This is a genomic window from Cupriavidus sp. SK-4, from assembly GCF_000611125.1.
Taxonomy (GTDB): domain Bacteria; phylum Pseudomonadota; class Gammaproteobacteria; order Burkholderiales; family Burkholderiaceae; genus Cupriavidus; species Cupriavidus necator.
This window is the reverse complement of the sequence record NZ_JFJW01000019.1, coordinates 40762-57813: the sequence shown is the minus strand read 5'-3', so window position 1 is coordinate 57813 and position 17052 is coordinate 40762. Positions and strand designations below refer to the sequence as shown.

General features: G+C 66.4%; 14 protein-coding genes. 10 read left to right on the top strand and 4 right to left on the bottom strand.

What is annotated here, in order from left to right; all coding sequences use genetic code 11:
- Window positions 1–41 precede the first annotated feature (41 nt).
- Window positions 42–2633 (bottom strand): bifunctional aconitate hydratase 2/2-methylisocitrate dehydratase, encoded by a 2592-nt coding sequence (gene acnB, locus CF68_RS04425; protein WP_035816300.1) that lies wholly within the window; start codon window positions 2631–2633, stop codon window positions 42–44.
- Window positions 2634–3075: 442 nt separating this feature from the next.
- Here acnB and fliL point away from each other — a divergent pair, with 442 nt between their 5' ends.
- The 8 genes from fliL (at window position 3076) to nadC (ending at window position 8433) form a co-directional block, all read left to right on the top strand.
- Window positions 3076–3567, top strand: coding sequence for a flagellar basal body-associated protein FliL (gene fliL / locus CF68_RS04420; protein ID WP_035816298.1), 492 nt, complete (start codon window positions 3076–3078; stop codon window positions 3565–3567).
- A gap of 59 nt (window positions 3568–3626) precedes the next feature.
- Entirely contained in the window at window positions 3627–4646 is a 1020-nt protein-coding gene (gene fliM / locus CF68_RS04415) for a flagellar motor switch protein FliM (RefSeq protein WP_013952212.1), read from the top strand.
- Window positions 4639–5088 carry a flagellar motor switch protein FliN gene (gene fliN, locus CF68_RS04410; protein WP_010810395.1) on the top strand — a complete coding sequence of 150 codons (450 nt, stop codon included), beginning with the start codon at window positions 4639–4641 and terminating at the stop codon, window positions 5086–5088. The genes fliM and fliN overlap by 8 nt, the downstream gene beginning before the upstream one ends.
- Window positions 5085–5540, top strand: coding sequence for a flagellar biosynthetic protein FliO (gene fliO, locus CF68_RS04405; protein WP_035816296.1), 456 nt, complete (start codon window positions 5085–5087; stop codon window positions 5538–5540). Before fliN ends, fliO begins: the two co-directional genes overlap by 4 nt.
- Window positions 5537–6322 (top strand): flagellar type III secretion system pore protein FliP, encoded by a 786-nt coding sequence (gene fliP / locus CF68_RS04400; protein ID WP_035816294.1) that lies wholly within the window; start codon window positions 5537–5539, stop codon window positions 6320–6322. Before fliO ends, fliP begins: the two co-directional genes overlap by 4 nt.
- Window positions 6323–6362: 40 nt before the next feature.
- The gene (fliQ, locus tag CF68_RS04395) at window positions 6363–6632 is read left to right on the top strand and encodes a flagellar biosynthesis protein FliQ (RefSeq protein ID WP_010810398.1); all 270 of its coding nucleotides are present in this window, start codon (window positions 6363–6365) and stop codon (window positions 6630–6632) included.
- Window positions 6633–6690: 58 nt separating this feature from the next.
- Window positions 6691–7476, top strand: a complete 786-nt coding sequence (fliR, locus tag CF68_RS04390; protein WP_035816293.1) for a flagellar biosynthetic protein FliR — start codon at window positions 6691–6693, stop codon at window positions 7474–7476.
- Between the two features lie 123 nt (window positions 7477–7599).
- Entirely contained in the window at window positions 7600–8433 is an 834-nt protein-coding gene (nadC, locus tag CF68_RS04385) for a carboxylating nicotinate-nucleotide diphosphorylase (RefSeq protein ID WP_035816292.1), read from the top strand.
- A gap of 101 nt (window positions 8434–8534) precedes the next feature.
- On the opposite strand, the gene CF68_RS04380 is transcribed toward nadC, so the two are convergent.
- On the bottom strand, window positions 8535–9080 hold the full coding sequence (locus CF68_RS04380) for a MarR family winged helix-turn-helix transcriptional regulator (RefSeq protein WP_035816290.1): 546 nt from the start codon (window positions 9078–9080) through the stop codon (window positions 8535–8537).
- 354 nt (window positions 9081–9434) lie between these two features.
- Between CF68_RS04380 and phnN the strand changes: the two genes are divergently transcribed.
- Together phnN and CF68_RS04370 are read left to right on the top strand one after the other, a co-directional pair.
- Window positions 9435–11240 (top strand): phosphonate metabolism protein/1,5-bisphosphokinase (PRPP-forming) PhnN, encoded by a 1806-nt coding sequence (gene phnN, locus CF68_RS04375; RefSeq protein WP_035816288.1) that lies wholly within the window; start codon window positions 9435–9437, stop codon window positions 11238–11240.
- Window positions 11241–11283: 43 nt separating this feature from the next.
- Window positions 11284–12276, top strand: a complete 993-nt coding sequence (locus CF68_RS04370) for a tripartite tricarboxylate transporter substrate binding protein (protein ID WP_035816286.1) — start codon at window positions 11284–11286, stop codon at window positions 12274–12276.
- 157 nt (window positions 12277–12433) lie between these two features.
- Here the strand turns inward: CF68_RS04370 and CF68_RS04365 are convergent, their stop codons facing one another.
- Window positions 12434–14806, bottom strand: a complete 2373-nt coding sequence (locus tag CF68_RS04365) for a TonB-dependent receptor (protein WP_235205666.1) — start codon at window positions 14804–14806, stop codon at window positions 12434–12436.
- Between the two features lie 73 nt (window positions 14807–14879).
- Window positions 14880–17048, bottom strand: coding sequence for a TonB-dependent siderophore receptor (locus CF68_RS04360; protein WP_235205665.1), 2169 nt, complete (start codon window positions 17046–17048; stop codon window positions 14880–14882).
- Between the last annotated feature and the right edge of the window lie 4 nt (window positions 17049–17052).

Here is a 17052-nt window from a genome sequence, read left to right as displayed (position 1 = left end):
GCAAGCGGGGCCCCTTCTTCATGCCAGCCTGACTGCGCGGCTTACACCGTCACGCCGTCGGCCACTTCCTTGAAGTCCTCGATCTGGTCGAAGTTCATGTACTTGTAGATCTTGTCGCCATTGGCGTTGAGCACGCCCATGTCGGCCATGTACTCTTCCTTGGTCGGGATGCGGCCCAGGCGCGAGCAGATCGCCGCCAGTTCGGCGGAACCCAGGTACACGTTGGTGTTCTTGCCCAGGCGGTTCGGGAAGTTACGCGTGCTGGTCGACATCACCGTGGCGCCTTCGCGCACCTGTGCCTGGTTGCCCATGCACAGCGAGCAGCCCGGCATTTCGGTGCGCGCACCGGCGGTGCCGAACACGCCGTAGTGGCCTTCCTCGGTCAGCTGCTTCTGGTCCATCTTGGTCGGCGGGGCCACCCACAGCTTGACCGGGATGTCGCGCTTGCCTTCCAGCAGCTTGGAGGCTGCGCGGAAGTGGCCGATGTTGGTCATGCACGAACCGATGAACACTTCGTCGATCTTGGCGCCGGCCACCTCGGACAGCGTCTTGACGTCGTCCGGGTCGTTCGGGCAGGCCACGATCGGCTCATGCACGTCAGCCAGGTCGATCTCGATCACGGCGGCGTACTCGGCGTCGGCGTCCGGCTCCAGCAGCTTGGGATCGGCCAGCCATGCTTCCATGGCCTTGATGCGGCGCTGCAGGCTGCGCGGGTCCTGGTAGCCCTGGGCGATCATCCACTTCAGCAGCGTGATGTTGCTGTTGATGTATTCGATGATCGGGTCCTTGTTCAGGCGCACCGTGCAACCGGCGGCCGAGCGCTCAGCCGATGCATCCGACAGCTCGAACGCTTGCTCGACCTTCAGGTCGGGCAGGCCTTCGATTTCCAGGACGCGGCCCGAGAAAATGTTCTGCTTGCCTTGCTTGGCCACGGTCAGCAGGCCTTGCTTGATCGCGTACAGCGGGATCGCGTTGACCAGGTCGCGCAGGGTCACGCCCGGCTGCATCTGGCCCTTGAAGCGGACCAGCACCGATTCCGGCATGTCCAGCGGCATCACGCCGGTGGCGGCGGCAAAGGCCACCAGGCCCGAACCGGCCGGGAAGCTGATGCCGATCGGGAAGCGGGTGTGCGAATCGCCGCCGGTGCCGACGGTGTCGGGCAGCAGCATGCGGTTCAGCCACGAGTGGATCACGCCATCGCCCGGGCGCAGCGAAATGCCGCCGCGGGTGCTGATGAATTCAGGCAGGGTGTGATGGGTCTTGACGTCGACCGGCTTCGGATAGGCGGCGGTGTGGCAGAACGACTGCATCACTAGGTCGGCCGAGAAGCCCAGGCAGGCCAGGTCCTTCAGCTCGTCGCGGGTCATCGGGCCGGTGGTGTCCTGCGAGCCCACCGAGGTCATCTTCGGTTCGCAGTAGGTGCCCGGGCGAATGCCCTTGCCTTCGGCCAGGCCGCAGGCGCGGCCGACCATCTTCTGCGCCAGCGTGAAGCCCTTGCCGGTATCGGCCGGGTTCTGCGGCAGGCGGAACAGCGTCGACGGGGCCAGGCCCAGCGCTTCACGCGCCTTGGCGGTCAGGCCACGGCCCACGATCAGCGGAATGCGGCCGCCGGCGCGGACTTCGTCGAACAGCACGTCGGACTTGACCTTGAACTCGGCGATCACGGCGCCGTCCTTCAGGGCCTTGCCTTCGTACGGGCGCAGTTCGACCACGTCGCCCATTTCCATCTTCGACACGTCCAGCTCGATCGGCAGCGCGCCGGCGTCTTCCATGGTGTTGTAGAAGATCGGGGCGATCTTGTTGCCCAGGCACACGCCGCCGAAGCGCTTGTTCGGGATGAACGGGATGTCTTCGCCGGTGAACCACAGCACCGAGTTGGTGGCGGACTTGCGGCTGGAGCCGGTACCGACCACGTCGCCCACGTAGGCGACCAGGTGGCCCTTTTCCTTCAGCGATTCGATGAACTTGATCGGGCCGCGCTTGCCGTCTTCTTCCGGCTGGAACGCCGCGCCTTCGCGCTTGTTCTTCAGCATGGCCAGCGCGTGCATCGGGATGTCCGGGCGGGTGGTGGCGTCCGGCGCCGGCGACAGGTCGTCGGTATTGGTCTCGCCCGGCACCTTGAACACGGTGATGGTCAGGCTTTGCGGCACTTCCGGACGGCTGGTGAACCACTCGGCGTCGGCCCAGCTTTGCAGCACGGCCTTGGCATTGGCATTGCCCTGGTCGGCCTTTTCCTTCACGTCGTGGAAGGCGTCGAACATCAGCAGGGTCTTCTTCAGCGCCTCGGCGGCGACGGTGCCGACTTCGGCGTCGTCCAGCAGCTCGATCAGCGGCGAGATGTTGTAGCCGCCCAGCATGGTGCCCAGCAGCTCGGTCGCCTTGGCGCGCGAGATCAGCGCGCACTTCTCTTTGCCCAGCGCCACGGCAGCCAGGTACGAGGCCTTGACCTTGGCGGCGTCATCCACGCCGGCCGGCACGCGGTAGGTGATCAGCTCCACCAGGGTCTGCTCTTCACCGGCGGGCGGGTTCTTCAGCAGTTCGACCAGCTCGGCCGTCTGCTTGGCAGTCAGGGGCAGAGGGGGGATGCCAAGCGCGGCGCGCTCGGCCACATGTGCGCGATAGTTTTCAAGCATGGGAACCTGCTGAGTAATTAGGTTTAGAAAATCTCGTTACGTCGCGATTGTAGTCCGAAGCCGCTCCTTGGTCAAATGTCTTATATCTTATATAAGAGTAAAAAATAAAAACATCATGCAAATCAATGCGTTGGAAGCCGAGTTATCTGTGAACCCACATGAATCACTACCCGACTAGCGTAGTAGGGAATGCATGGCGGCACTCCCGCAACCTGCCCGGCGGCCCGGCCAGGAATCGCGGCAACTCGCACCAGCACTCAAGTTCACACGCCATCAAGCGTTAACCAGCCTGCAGGCGCGTATCTCGCAGCGCCCGCTCGCGTAGCCGTGCCTGCTCCCTTTCCGCTCAAATGGCCAAGCTGAAAGGGTTTCCCCCTTTTTTTCGGCCCTTTGCTGGCCTGCGATTCCGGAAGAATGGCAGGCATTCCGATACAGGCTTCTCATGGCGAACACGGCTTCCCCTCCCCGGACTGGCAACACAGGCAAGCGCGGCCGGCTGCTGCTGATCGGCGCCGGCGTGCTGGTGGTGGCACTGGGCGCCGGAGGCTTCGTGCTGGGCAGCGTGCTGAGCAACCGCCAGCCGGCGGCGCCCGCTGCGCCCGCCGCCCCGGTCGTGCCGCCGCCGATCTTCGTGCCGCTGGACGCGTTCACCGTCAACCTGCGCAGCGACGACGGCGACCGCTTCCTGCACACCGGCCTGTCGCTGAAGGTGGCCGATGCCGAAACCCAGGCACGCCTGGCGCAGTACCTGCCCGAGGCACGCAGCCGCATCCTGCTGCTGCTGTCGGCCAGGCAGCCGGCCGACCTGGCCACCGTCGAAGGCAAGCGCAAGCTGGCCGACGACATCCGCGACACCATCAGCAAGCCGTTTGCCAACGGCCTGCCGGCGCAGCGGGTGCTGGACGTGCTCTTCACCTCTTTCGTGGTGCAGTAAGCGCAAGCCAGGGCCGCACCGGATTCATCCATAACGCCGCACAAGGGGCAGGACACTAGATGGCCTACGACAAGTTCCTCTCGCAAGACGAGGTCGACGAGCTGCTCAAGGGCGTATCCGGCGAAGCCGATACGCCCAAGGCCAGCGAGCCTGCGCTCGACGAGGGCGGTGTGCGCCCCTACAACCTGGCCACGCAGGAGCGCATCATCCGCGGCCGCCTGCACACGCTGGAGATCATCAATGAGCGCTTTGCGCGCTCGATGCGCACGGCGCTGTTCAATTTCATCCGCCGCGGCGCGGACATCACTGTGGGCAGCATCAGGATCGAGAAATTCGGCGACTTCGCGCGCAACCTGCCGATGCCGACCAACCTGAACCTGGTCCACCTGAAGCCGCTGCGCGGCACGGCGCTGTTCGTCTACGACCCGAACCTGGTGTTTCTGGTGGTGGACAACCTGTTCGGCGGCGACGGCCGCTTCCACACCCGCGTGGAAGGCCGCGACTTCACCCAGACCGAGCAACGCATCATCCAGCGCATGCTGGAGCTGACGCTGGCCAGCTACGGCAACGCCTGGCGCACCGTGCACCCGATCGAGACCGAGTACATCCGCTCGGAGATGCACCCCAAGTTTGCCAACGTCGCCACCCACAACGAGGCCGTGGTGACCACCGCCTTCCATATCGAACTGGGCGCCGTCGGCGGGCAGCTTCATGTCTGCCTGCCGTACTCGATGATCGAGCCGCTCAAGGACCTGCTGATGAATCCGCTGCAGGACGAGAAGGAAGTCGACAAGGGCTGGGTCACGCAGCTCTCCACGCAGTTGCGCGCGGCCGAGGTGGAGCTGGTGGCCGAGTTCGCGCACCTGCAGAGCACCGTGGCCGAAGTGCTGGCGATGCGCGCCGGCGACGTGCTGCCGATCGAGCTGCCGGAGAAGGTGTTCGGCAAGGTGGACGGCGTGCCCGTCATGCAATGCGGCTTCGGCACGATGAACGGCCAGTACGCGCTGCGGGTAGAACGAATGATCAATCACCAGGACGGCGATTCCCACCTGGACACCGAGGACAGCGATTATGAGTGACGGCATCGAGGACAAGCCCGTCGATCCGATGGACGACTGGGCCAGCGCGCTGGCCGAGCAGACCAGCGCCACATCCGCCGGGATCCCCGCAGCTGCCGCACCGGCGGCCCAACCCGCGGCCACTCCGGCCGCCGCCACCGTGTTCCAGCCGCTGGCGAAGGAAGCGCCGAGCGGCTTCCGCAACGATATCGAGATGATTCTCGATATCCCGGTGCAGCTGACCGTGGAACTGGGCCGCACCAAGGTGCCCATCAAGAACCTGCTGCAGCTGGCGCAGGGCTCGGTGGTGGAGCTTGACGGCCTGGCCGGCGAGCCGATGGACGTGCTGGTCAACGGCTACCTGATCGCGCAGGGCGAGGTGGTGGTGGTGAACGACAAGTTCGGCATCCGCCTGACGGACATCATCACGCCGTCCGAACGCATCCGGAAGCTGAACAAATGACCATGCAGACGCGCGCCAGCCTGGCCGTGCTTGCGGCGCTGCCGGGGGCCGCCATGGCCGCCGACGGCACGCATGTGCCGGCCATCAGCGGCGCGGCCAGCCTGGCGCAGGCCGGGCTGGGGCTGTTCGCCATCGTCGCGCTGATCCTGGGCATGGCCTGGGTGGCGCGGCGCGCCGGCCTGGTGCGTCACGCCACCGGCGGCGCGATGAAGGTGGTCGGCAGCACCATGCTGGGCGCACGCCAGCGCCTGGTGCTGGTGGAAGTGGGCGATACCTGGCTGGTGCTGGGCGTGAGCCCCGGCGAAATCCGGCCGCTGCATACCCTGCCTGCGGGCACCACCGCAGCCAATCCCCTCGCCGCCACCGGCGGTGCAGGCCCTTCGCAACAGCCGGGTGGCGGCACCTTTGCCGAAAAGCTGCTGCGCTCGATGCAGGATCACTTCAAGTCATGAATTTCCCGCGTGCCGCGCTGCGGCGCCCGCTGCCGGGCCCGCTGCTGTCCCTGCTCGCCCTGATGCTGGCCATTGCCGCGCTGGTGCCCGCGTCGGCCTGGGCCCAGGCACTGCCCGGCGTCATCAGCAAGCCCGCCCCGGGCGGCGGCCAGATCTGGTCGCTGCCGGTGCAGACGCTGCTGCTGCTGACCTCGCTGTCGTTCCTGCCGGCGGCGATGCTGATGATGACCGGCTTCACCCGCGTCATCATCGTGCTGGGCCTGCTGCGCAGCGCACTGGGCACCGCCAGCTCGCCGCCCAACCAGGTGCTGGTGGGCCTGTCGCTGTTCCTGACCTTCTTCGTGATGGCGCCGGTGTTCGACCGCGTCTACAACGACGCCTACAAGCCGCTGTCGGAAAACAAGATCAGCCTGGAGGCCGCCGCGGCCAAGGCCGCGGAGCCGCTCAAGGCCTTCATGCTGCGCCAGACCCGCGAGAAAGACCTGGCCATGTTCGCGCAGATGGCCAAGGCGCCGGAGATGCAGGGCCCCGAGGAAGTGCCGCTCAGCATCCTGGTGCCGGCCTTCGTCACCAGCGAGCTGAAGACCGCGTTCCAGATCGGCTTCACCATCTTCATCCCGTTCCTGATCATCGACCTGGTCGTTGCCAGCGTGCTGATGGCGATGGGGATGATGATGGTGCCGCCGGCCACCATCTCGCTGCCGTTCAAGCTGATGCTGTTCGTGCTGGTCGACGGCTGGCAGTTGCTGCTGGGTTCGCTGGCACAGAGCTTCATGAACTGAGACGGCCCCAGCGCCCGCCACACACCGCAGACTCCGAGCCATGACACCCGAGACCGTAATGACCATCGCCACCCAGGCGATGAAGATGACCCTGCTGCTGGCCGCCCCGCTGCTGCTGGTGGCGCTGGCCGCCGGCCTGGTGGTCAGCCTGTTCCAGGCCGCGACGCAGATCAACGAGATGACGCTGAGCTTCATCCCCAAGCTGATCGCGCTGTTCGCCACCATGGTGCTGGCCGGGCCGTGGATGATCAATTCCATGGTCGACTACATGCGCGAAGTGTTCCAGAGCATTCCCGCGCTGGCGCACTGACTGCGGCCGCGCTCGCCGTCGTCGCTCCCTCGCCCTCCCTGCCCGCTGACTTCCCGCCGTGGTCGAATTCACCTCAGCCCAGCTTTACAGCTGGCTCGCGGCGTTCCTGTGGCCCTTTTTCCGCATCCTGGCCCTGATCGGCACCGCGCCGCTGTTCGGTGAGTCCACCATCCCGCGCCGCGCCAAGATCGCGCTGTCCGCGATGATCGCGGTGGTGGTGTCGCCCACCATCGCGCAGCTGCCGGTGGTGCCGGTGTACTCCTTCGGCGGGCTGATGATCATCCTCAACGAAGTCGGCATCGGCCTGGCCACCGGCTTCGCCATGCGGCTGGTCTTTGTCACCGTGCAGCAGGCCGGCGAAATCATCGGCCTGCAGATGGGCCTGTCCTTTGCCTCGTTCTTCGACCGCGCCGCCGGCGGCCAGACCATGGTGCTGTCGCGCTTCCTGAACCTGATCGCGATGCTGCTGTTCCTGGCGCTCGACGGCCACCTGCTGATGCTGGGCGCGCTGGTCGACAGCTTCAACGGCCTGCCCATCGGCGGCACGCCGCTGTCCGCCGGCGGCGCCATGGCCGTGGCCCGCGCCGGCGGCATGGTGTTCTCGTCCGGACTGCTGCTGGCGCTGCCGATGATCGCGGCGCTGCTGACGCTGAACCTGGCGATGGGCATCCTGAACCGCGCCTCGCCGCAACTGTCGATCTTTGCGGTCGGCTTCCCGGTCACGCTGTCCGGCGGCCTGCTGGTGCTGATGCTGGTGATGCCGCAGATGGGCACCTACATGCAGCACATGATCGAGGCGGGGCTGGAGGCGGTCGGGACGGTGCTGGGGCAGTTTGCGCGGTAGGTTTGCGTTTTATCTTAGATCTCGAATATTACTTGACATGACGCATGGAAGGGATAGTATTGCGCCATGTACTTCGATCTCTAAGATTTCTGAGGTACCGCAACCACCGTTCAGGAGCCCTTCATGTACGACATTTTCGCCACCGACAAGCTGATCGACCTCTGGCTGACCGAAGACATCGGCATCTGCGACTTGACCGTCCAGACCATGATTGAACCGGGAGAAACCGGCACCTTCTGCATGAACGCCCGCGAGCCGATGCTTATCGCCGGCATCGACGTGGCGGCACGCATCTTCGCGCGCTACGATCCGACGCTGTCGGTCGATGTGCGCGTCGCCGACGGCAACAAGGTTGAGAAAGGCGCCGTGCTGCTTAACGTGAGCGGCAATGCACGCAGCGTCCTGACCGCCGAGCGCACCGCGCTGAACATCATGCAGCGGCTGTGCGGCATCGCCAACCATACGGCAACCTATGCCCAGGCCATTGCCCATACCAAGGCGCGCCTGATCGACAGCCGCAAGACCACGCCGGGCCTGCGCGCGCTGGAAAAGCATGCGGTGACCTGCGGCGGCGGCCTGAACCACCGGCTGAGCCTGGACAACGGCGTGATGATCAAGGACAACCACATCGCCGTGTGCGGCAGCATCGCCGCCGCCGTGGCACGCGTGCGCCGCAAGCTGCCCGTGCTGACCAAGCTGGAAGTGGAATGCGACCGGCTGGAACAGGTGCACGAAGCCCTGGCAGCCGGTGTCGACGTGATCATGCTGGACAACATGTCGGTGCCCGACATGAAGGAAGCCGTGCAGATCGTCAATGGCCGGACCAAGGTCGAGGCATCAGGCGGGATCCGCCTGGAAACGATCCGGGCCGTGGCGGAAACGGGCGTGGACTACATCTCCACGAGTAAGATCACCCAGTCGGCCCCCGCCGTGGACATCGGGCTCGACGAAGCCTGACACCTGCGGGGCCCAGGCCCCCTGACCGATTCACGCCTTCTACCCAAGGCATTCACCCTTGCCGGTCTCGCCCGGCGAGGGTCTTTTCCGTTGCGGGTCGTCTACAGGTCCGAGAGCAGGCGCCCTACCTCCTGGGTGGACGGGACCCGCCGGCCATGTTCCGCCGACGCGGCTTCGTCGGCGACCAGCCTCTTCGCAATCGTGATCAGCACGCGGCGCGTGGTCAGCACGTCTTCTTCGCTCAGCCCTTCCACGCTGAGTTCGTTCACCTCAGTGGCCAGCGGTTCAAGCTTGCGGCGCAGCGCGCGTCCGGTCTTGCTCAGGAAGACATGTACCTTCTTCTTGTTGCCGGGAAGATGCGTGCGTTCCACGTAGCCCAGCGCCTCCAGCGCCTTGACTGCCGCAAACGTCGTCGGCTCGGTCACGCCGGCCCGTTCGCTCAGCTCTCGCTGCGACACGCCGTCATGGCGCCACAGGATACGCAGGATGGTCCAGTGGCCGTACGAAACCGAATGCTCCGCCAGGCGCAGCTGCAGCGCGCGGATATAGGCCCGGGCGGCATCCTTCACCAGGTGGGCAAGCCGTTCTTCATCGGCTTCATCCGCAGGCGTGATCGGGACCGGAGCATCCGGCTTCTTTGTGGCCATAGTCGTGAGGGAAAGTAGAGCGTATGCATGCGACACCGGACGACCCGGTGCCAGCGACAGCGCACATGATAGCGCCTCCGGCGCTCGCACGCCGACACCACTGCTTCGTCGGCAAGGCCTCTCCATGTAGCGTTCACTCCATCAGTGCACGATGCCCTCAACCCATGCACGGGGCACCGTCACCGCGCACCCTGCTCCCCGTGTTTTCCCCTATAAGCCCGCGAATCCCGCGTACACACTGGATTTGCGGGCGCTGGCCCGTTGCTTGCATTACCTTAGACATCGAACTTATCTTGACACCCCCTTGGCCGGTGCTAGCATAGCCACATAACTTCGACATCTAAGGTAATTCTCATGAAGGCGACCGGCACATTCTTCTTTGTTGTGGGGCCCAGTGGCGCTGGCAAGGACTCCCTGATCGACGGTGCACGTGCCACGCTCGACGGCGACTACGTTTTTGCGCGGCGCGTCATCACCCGCCCTGACGGCTCTGCTGGCGAGGAGCACGAAGGTGTCACGGAAACCGAGTTCGCGCGGCGCCAGCGAAGCGGAGAGTTCCTGGTGACCTGGGACGCGCACGACCTCCGCTACGGATTGCCCAGGTCCCTGATGTGCGAGCTCGAACGCGGCCGCAACGTCGTGGCCAATGGCTCGCGCGGCGTCATCGCGGAACTGGCGGCACGCCTGCCCCGCTTCGTAGTGGTCGTGGTGACGGCACCGCATGACGTGCTTGCCCGGCGCATTGCCGCGCGCGGGCGGGAATCGGGCGACCAGGTTGCCAGCCGCGTGGCACGCGCGGGGGCACCGGTGCCGCCACACGTCCCGTGTATCACGGTGTCGAACGACAGCACGCTGGACGCGGGCACGGCACGCTTTGTCGAAGCCTTGCGCAACGGCACCAAGGCGTCCTCCGCCGAACGGCCGGCCAGCCGCACCAACCTGATGGCCAAGCTGCGCGGCGAGCCGCTCGACGAAGCTGCCTACGTTGCCGTGCTGCAGGACGCCATCGCCGGGCGGTACACCGAGGCAGAGCTGACCGAGTTCCTGGTTGCCGCAACCCGCACGCTCACAGACGAGGAAGTGGTGGCTCTGGCACGCGCGCGTACCGCCTTCACACCCCGCATCGACTGGGACGAACCGGTAGTCGTCGACAAGCATTCGATGGGCGGCGTTCCCGGCAGCCGCATCACGCTGATCGTGGTGCCGATCGTCGCGGCCTATGGGCTGGCGATGCCCAAGACATCGTCGCGCGCGATCACATCGGCAGCGGGCACCGCCGATGCCATGGAGACCATCGCACGGGTCGACCTGGCGCATGAAGACGTGCGCCGATGCGTGGCCCAGGCGCGCGCCTGCATCGCCTGGAACGGACGGCTGAACCATTCCGTGGTCGACGATGTGATGAACGCCATCACGCGGCCGCTGCGGCTGGATTCGCGGCGCTGGTCGGTGGCGTCGATCCTGTCGAAGAAGTACACCGCCGGCGCCACCCACGTCATCGTCGACCTGCCCTACGGGCCGCAAACCAAGCTGGCAACGCGCGCCGACGCCGAGGCGCTGGGCACACTGTTCGAACACGTCGGCAAGGGACTGGGCCTGCACGTACGCGCACTGGTCACGGACGGCAGCCGCCCGATCGGCCGCGGCATCGGCCCCGCACTGGAAGTGCGCGACGTCCGACTCGTGCTAGACAACGCTCCCGATGCGCCCGCCGACCTGCGTGACAAGGCCCTGTGCTTTGCCGGCGAAATCCTCGCATTCGATCCCCGCGTGGACTCCCCCGAACACGGCATGCAAATTGCGACGGCGCTGCTGCGTGAAGGCAAGGCCAGCGCCGCGTTCGATCGCATCGCCGCCGCGCAGGGCGCTCGCTGCAATCCAGTGGCGCCGGGTACGCATACGCTGGTCGTTTCCGCCGCCACGCAGGGCCGGGTGACGGGCGTCGATGGCCTGCAGATTTCCGGCGTGGCGCGCGCCGCCGGGGCGCCGCGCGATGGCGGTGCAGGCGTCGACATGCTGTGCACAATCGGTGCAAAGGTAGCGCCAGGGCAACCCCTCTACCGCATCCACGCGGGCTCCGCTGAAGCGCTTGAGGCGGCTGCGGCACTGGTGCGCGCTGGCGGCGAGTGCTGCCAGGCGGTGCGTATAGACCCCGATTGACCGGCTTTTCTCCTTCCTTCACCCTAACCGACGAGGCATATCAATGAGACCCCTATCCGTCGTCAGCAGTCTGGCATCGCTCCTGTTTGTCGCAGGCAGCCTGGGCACCCTGCCCGGGCGCGCCGAAGCCAATATCGCCAGTACCTTCCCGCAAAAGCCGATCCGCATGGTGGTGACGTTCCCGGCCGGAGGGGGGACCGATTCTCTCGCGCGCCTGATCGGGGCCGACATCAGCAAGTCGCTGGGGCAGCCGGTGGTGATCGACAACCGGCCCGGCGCCAGCGGCAATATTGGCGCGGAGTTCGTCGCCAAGAGCCCTCCTGACGGCTATACGCTGCTCATCGTCAACAGCAGCTTTGCCATCAACCCGAGCGTCTTCAAGAAGCTGCAGTTCAATCCAAAGTCCGATTTCAGCGCCGTCATCACCTTCGCTTCGGTGCCATCGGTGATCGCCGTGCCATCGCACTCGAAGCTCCGCACCTTCAGCGACCTGCTGGCGGCGGGCAAGAGCGCATCCCCCCCCAGCTACGCGTCGTGCGGCAACGGCACCCCGCAGCATCTGGCCGGCGAATTGCTGAAGGTCTCGGCAAGGTTGGACATGCTGCATGTGCCGTACAAGGGTTGTGCCCCCGCCATCGCCGACGTGCTCGGCAACCAGGCCGATGTCAGCGTCAACACGCTGACCAACACCATCCCCTACCTGAAAAGCAACAAGCTGCGCGCGCTGGCCGTCACGTCGAAGGCACGCTCGCCGTTCCTGCCAGACGTACCCACCGTGAGCGAGCTTGGCGTGGCCGGCTATGACGTCGACCAGTGGTTCGGCATCCTCGCCCCGGCAAATACGCCGCCCGAGATCGTGCAAAGGCTGAACACGGAAATCGCCAGGGCCATCGCCAAGCCCGAGATCAAGGCATCGCTGACGCAGCTCGGCTTTGCCACGACGACAAGCACGCCCGCTGAATTCCAGAAGCTGGTGAGTTCCGACATCGATCGCTGGCAGAAATTCACGACGAAGATCAATCTGCTCGTCGACTGACCCAGCTGGGGCACCGGCCAGGCCACAGCAGGCGGATCCCCCGACTTCCCGTAGTACATCGTTGCCACGCGGGCGCAAGCCAGCCCCCGTGCGAGCGCGTTCGTGCCTGCGGGATGGCCGCGACGATCCGGTGGCGCCGGGCCGCCTTCAGGCCGGATCAGAATCCGACTGTCGCCGACATCATCAATGTGCGCGGCTCGCCAATGGCCAGGCCGCCATAGCTGTNGCCCCCCGCCGCCCAATAACGGCGGTCGAACACATTGCGCAGATAGAGGCGGAGGGTCGTGTCTTTCCCGGCCATCCTGGTCCGGTAGCGCGCCCCCAGGTCCACGCGCGTCCAGGCTGGCAAGCTCTGGGTGTTGGCCTGGTCAACATACTGGCGCCCGGTGTAGGCAAGCGCGCCGCTCAACGTCAGACCGGGCAGCCAGGCGGCATCCCATTCAGCGCCAAGATTCACCTGCAGCGACGGGGCACCGATGACGGACCGGCCCACCGTGCCGGCGTCCGCGTCGCGGGTGATGGTTGCATCGAGCAGTGCAGCGCTCGCCAGCAAGCGCACGTTACTGGTGGGCTCGCCGTACAGCCCGAACTCGAGACCCCGGCTACGCTGCTCGCCGTTGACGGCGAACAACGAGCCAGCAAGCTCCCCACCGGGCTTGCTGATCTGGAATGCGCTGATGGTGGCGCGCATGCCGCCTTGTTCCAGCTTTACCCCTACCTCGTATTGGCGCGACTTGTACGGGGCGAACACTTCACCGGCATTGCTGGCACTACCCGGCGCGATATCGCCCTTGCTGAGCCCCTCGATACGATTGGCGTAGAACGATACCTGCTGCCAGGGCCTGACCACCAACCCCGCCAGCGTCGTCCACGCGCCCTGGTCGTAGCGCGAGGCCAGTCCTGCTCCAGCGTTGAAGTTGTCCGACTGCACACGCTGGTGGCGCAGGCCGAGGGTCAGTTGCAGGCGGCGGTCAAAGACCGAGAGCGTATCGGCCAATGCCACGCCGGTGAGTCGTGTCTTCGATACCGTCGGCACGCCAGACGGCGCCGGCACATCCTGGAACGGCAGCGTCGCAGGCGCATAGAGGTTGGTCAGCGCGGTCGTGCTGGCGGTGTTGTACGCGCGTCCGAGCTTGTCGTGGTAGCCGCTGGCCACGATGCTGAGCTGGTGACTCACCGGCCCGGTCTGGAGGCGCGCGCGCACGCCAGTGTCGGCGCTGACACGCGCCACCTGGAAGCGATAGTTGGAGTCGGCCACCGCCACATCGCCCGCGGCATCGATGATGGTTGGCGTGATGGCAAACAGCCGCGCCACGTGCGTCTGCCCGCCACCGGCATCGGCGAACCAGGTCACGCCGTCGGCAAGGTCGTACTCCGCGCGCAGCAGCTGCGAGCCGTCGCGGATATGGGATTGCTCCCACGGCTGCGAGATGTTGCGGCGGCCATCCGGCGCGTCGGGCACGGCAATGCCTGGCACGATATGCAGCAACCGCGACGGCGCGGAAATCCGTTCGCGCTGGTCGATCAGATCCAGCGTGGTGCGCAAGCGCTCGCCCTGGTAGTCCAGCGCCAGCGCGCCCGAGGTGGCGCGGCGCGACTGGTTGTCGAGCGCGGTACCGCCACCCAGGTAACTGCCATTGAAGCGGATGCCGAACTGGCTGGCACTGCCCAGGCGGCGGCTGATGTCCACGCTGCCCCCGAACTGCGACGCCGCCGCGTAGTCGGCCGTGAAGCGCGTCACGTCGACGGCACCCGCGCGCTTGGGCACGATGTTGATGCCGCCGCCCACGCTGCCGCTGGGCGCCATGCCGTTGAGCACCGCCGTGGGGCCCTTGATCAGTTCCACGCGCTCGACATAGCTGGTGGAAACGCGATAGTTGGACGCCACGCCATAGATGCCATCGAACGCGATCTCGCCGAAGTTGCCGTTGCCCACCGGAAACCCACGAATGCTGAACGCATCCAGGATGCCGCCGGGCTGGCTGACATAGCGCACCGATGCATCGTTGGCCAGCACGTCGCCAACGGTGCGTGCCTGCTGGTTTTCGATGAAGCCGGCGCTGTATCCGACAGCATTGACGGGCGCATCCATGTTGTCGGTGTTGCCGAGCAAACCCAGGCGCACGCCTTGGGCTACCTGTCCACCGGCCAACAGCGGCAGCTCGCTGTCATGCTTGCCGATGACACGCACCTCGGGCAGCGTTGCCGGCGCGCGTTCACCTTGCTCCGCGGCGCGGCGCACGGCATAGCCGCCGCCGTCCATCGGCACAGCCTCCAGGCCGGTGCCGGCCAGCAGCACGCGAAAGCCCTCGGGAATGGCATAGTTGCCATGCAACCCATCGCTGCGCAGCCCGGCCAGCTGCGCGGCATCGTAGGACAGATTGATACCGGCGGTACTGGCAAAGCGGTTCAGCGTGATCGTGAGCGGGCCGGGCGCGATGGCGAAGGCGCGCATGGCGGCGGCACTGCCCTTGTCTTGCGCCAGCGCCGGCAGCGCGACGGTCCCCAGCGTCAGGACAGCAAGCAACACTCCCGCGGCGGCCAAAGCGCACCGCGTGCTCCCGGGGGATCGTTGCGACTGCCGTTTCCTCACGCCGCTCCGCTCAGAAGTCCACGGCCACGGACGCCATGAAGGTGCGCGGGACGCCCTGCGAAATGGTCCCGTACGATGCCACGCCCGACCAGTACTTGCGATCGAAGGCGTTGATCAGCGCCGCGCGGAAGGTGGTCGCATGGCCGCTGACCTTGGTGCGGTAGCGCGCGCCCAGGTCCACCGTGGTCCACGACGGCACATGCTGGGTATTGGCCTGGTTGACGTACGCATTGCCCGTGTAATTCACGGCGCCGGTCAGCGTCAGGCCCAGTACCCACGGCAGGTCCCACTCGGCGCCCGCGTTGGCCATCACCTTGGGCACGCCCACCGGGCGATTGCCGAGGGTCGCGGCGCTGTTGGTCTTGGTCAGCTCGCCGTCCAGCAGGGTCACGCCGCCGAGCAGGCGCACACCCTTCCAGGCTTCCCCGGACAGCGTGAGCTCGATGCCCTGGTTGCGCTGCTCGCTGTCGATCGCATAGACCGTGCCGAACAGCTGGCCGCTGGGCTTGCTCATGCGGAACACCGCCAGCGTGGCCATGACCTTGCCGGCATCCAGCTTCACGCCCACCTCTTGCTGCTTCGTCTTGTACGGCGCGAACACCTGGCCCGCGTTCGACGCGGTGGCGGGCGCGATGTCGCCCTTGCTCAGGCCTTCCACGTAGTTGGCGTACAGGGACACATGCTGCCAGGGCTTGTACACGATGCCGGCCAGCGGCGTGACGGCGCTCTCATCGTATGAAGCGGTCTTGGCGCCGCTGCTGCTGTAGTTGCCGGACTTCACCTGCTGGTAGCGCAGGCCCAGCGTCAGCTGCAAGCGCTCGTCGAACGCGCTCAGCGTGTCGGCCAGGGCCACGCCGGACAGCGTGGAGTCCGACACCTTGGGTACGGAGCCGGGTGCCGCCACGTTCTGCTCGGGGCTGGCGACCGGGTCATAGATATTGGACCGCACCGCCGTGCCCGCCCTGCTGGCGCTCGCGATCCGATCCGTGTAGAGGTTGGCCTGCAGCGCCAGCGCATGCTTGACCGAGCCGGTCTCGAATCTGGCTCGCACACCGGTATCGAACGAGGAGCGATTGATCTGGAACTTCCAGTTCTGCGGCACGGCCGAGGTGTCACCGCTGGCGTTCAGGATGGTGGGGGTCTGGTCGGAGAAGCGCGCCACGTCCGAGCGGGTGCCGCCGGCATCGGCAAAGATGGTGACGTTGTCCGTCAGGTCGTACTCGGCACGCAGCAGCGTCGAGACGTCGTTGGACTTCCACCAGCCCCATGGCTGCGAGACATTGCGCCGGCCGTCCGGTGCCGCCGGCACCTCCACGCCGGGGGCGACCAGGAACGGACGCGTGGGGGCATCGATCCACTGGTACTGCTCGATCACGTCGAGCGAGGCGCGCAGGCGCTCGCCCTGATAGTCCAGCGACAATGCGGCCACCTCGGCGCGCGACTTCTGGTTGTCCAGCGGGGTCGGGCCCTGGCGGTGCAGCCCGTTGAAGCGCACCCCCCATTCACGCTTCTCGCCGAAGCGGCGGCTCAGGTCGACGGCGCCGCCCACCTGCGCGTCGGAAGCATAGTCCAGCGTAAAGCGCGTCAGGTCCGTAGCCACCGCGCGCTTGGGCACCACGTTGACCACGCCGCCCACGCCGCTGTTGGGCGACATGCCGTACAGCAACGCGGCCGGGCCCTTGAGCACCTCGACCCGCTCCAGGTATTCGGTGAACAGGTGATAGTTGGGCGAGACCCCGTAGACGCCGTCGAAGGCCACCTCGGACAGGTTGCCCTCGTTGATCGGGAAGCCGCGGATGTAGAACGAATCGGTCACGCCGCCGATCTGGCCGGTGAAGCGCGTGGACGGGTCGCTCCCCAGCACTTCCGCCAGCGTCACGGCTTGCTGGTCCTCCATGCGTTGTGCGGTGTAGTTGGTCGTCGCGAACGGGGTGTCCATCACCCCCTTGTTGCCAAGCAGCCCGAGCCGGCCGCCGCGCGCGACCTGGCCGCCCGCGTACGCCGCGGGCAGGTCGCCGGCGCCATCGGCGCTGGCGCTGACGGTCACGGCCGGCAGCGTTTGCGGATCGGCGGCCTGCGCAAGTACTTCAAACGGTGCCACGGCCGCCCCGAAGGTCAGGCAGACGCAGGCACGGTGCAGCGCGATGGCCAGCGGTCGGGGTTGCGGCGTGCAGGCCATGCGA

What these genes read in the sequence shown, in the direction of transcription:
- acnB (WP_035816300.1), bottom strand. Translation starts at nt 2,633, where the DNA reads ATGCTTGAAAACTATCGCGCACATGTGGCCGAGCGCGCCGCGCTTGGC.
- fliL (WP_035816298.1), top strand. Translation starts at nt 3,076, where the DNA reads ATGGCGAACACGGCTTCCCCTCCCCGGACTGGCAACACAGGCAAGCGC.
- fliM (WP_013952212.1), top strand. Translation starts at nt 3,627, where the DNA reads ATGGCCTACGACAAGTTCCTCTCGCAAGACGAGGTCGACGAGCTGCTC.
- fliN (WP_010810395.1), top strand. Translation starts at nt 4,639, where the DNA reads ATGAGTGACGGCATCGAGGACAAGCCCGTCGATCCGATGGACGACTGG.
- fliO (WP_035816296.1), top strand. Translation starts at nt 5,085, where the DNA reads ATGACCATGCAGACGCGCGCCAGCCTGGCCGTGCTTGCGGCGCTGCCG.
- fliP (WP_035816294.1), top strand. Translation starts at nt 5,537, where the DNA reads ATGAATTTCCCGCGTGCCGCGCTGCGGCGCCCGCTGCCGGGCCCGCTG.
- fliQ (WP_010810398.1), top strand. Translation starts at nt 6,363, where the DNA reads ATGACACCCGAGACCGTAATGACCATCGCCACCCAGGCGATGAAGATG.
- nadC (WP_035816292.1), top strand. Translation starts at nt 7,600, where the DNA reads ATGTACGACATTTTCGCCACCGACAAGCTGATCGACCTCTGGCTGACC.
- CF68_RS04380 (WP_035816290.1), bottom strand. Translation starts at nt 9,080, where the DNA reads ATGGCCACAAAGAAGCCGGATGCTCCGGTCCCGATCACGCCTGCGGAT.
- phnN (WP_035816288.1), top strand. Translation starts at nt 9,435, where the DNA reads ATGAAGGCGACCGGCACATTCTTCTTTGTTGTGGGGCCCAGTGGCGCT.
- CF68_RS04370 (WP_035816286.1), top strand. Translation starts at nt 11,284, where the DNA reads ATGAGACCCCTATCCGTCGTCAGCAGTCTGGCATCGCTCCTGTTTGTC.
- CF68_RS04360 (WP_235205665.1), bottom strand. Translation starts at nt 17,048, where the DNA reads ATGGCCTGCACGCCGCAACCCCGACCGCTGGCCATCGCGCTGCACCGT.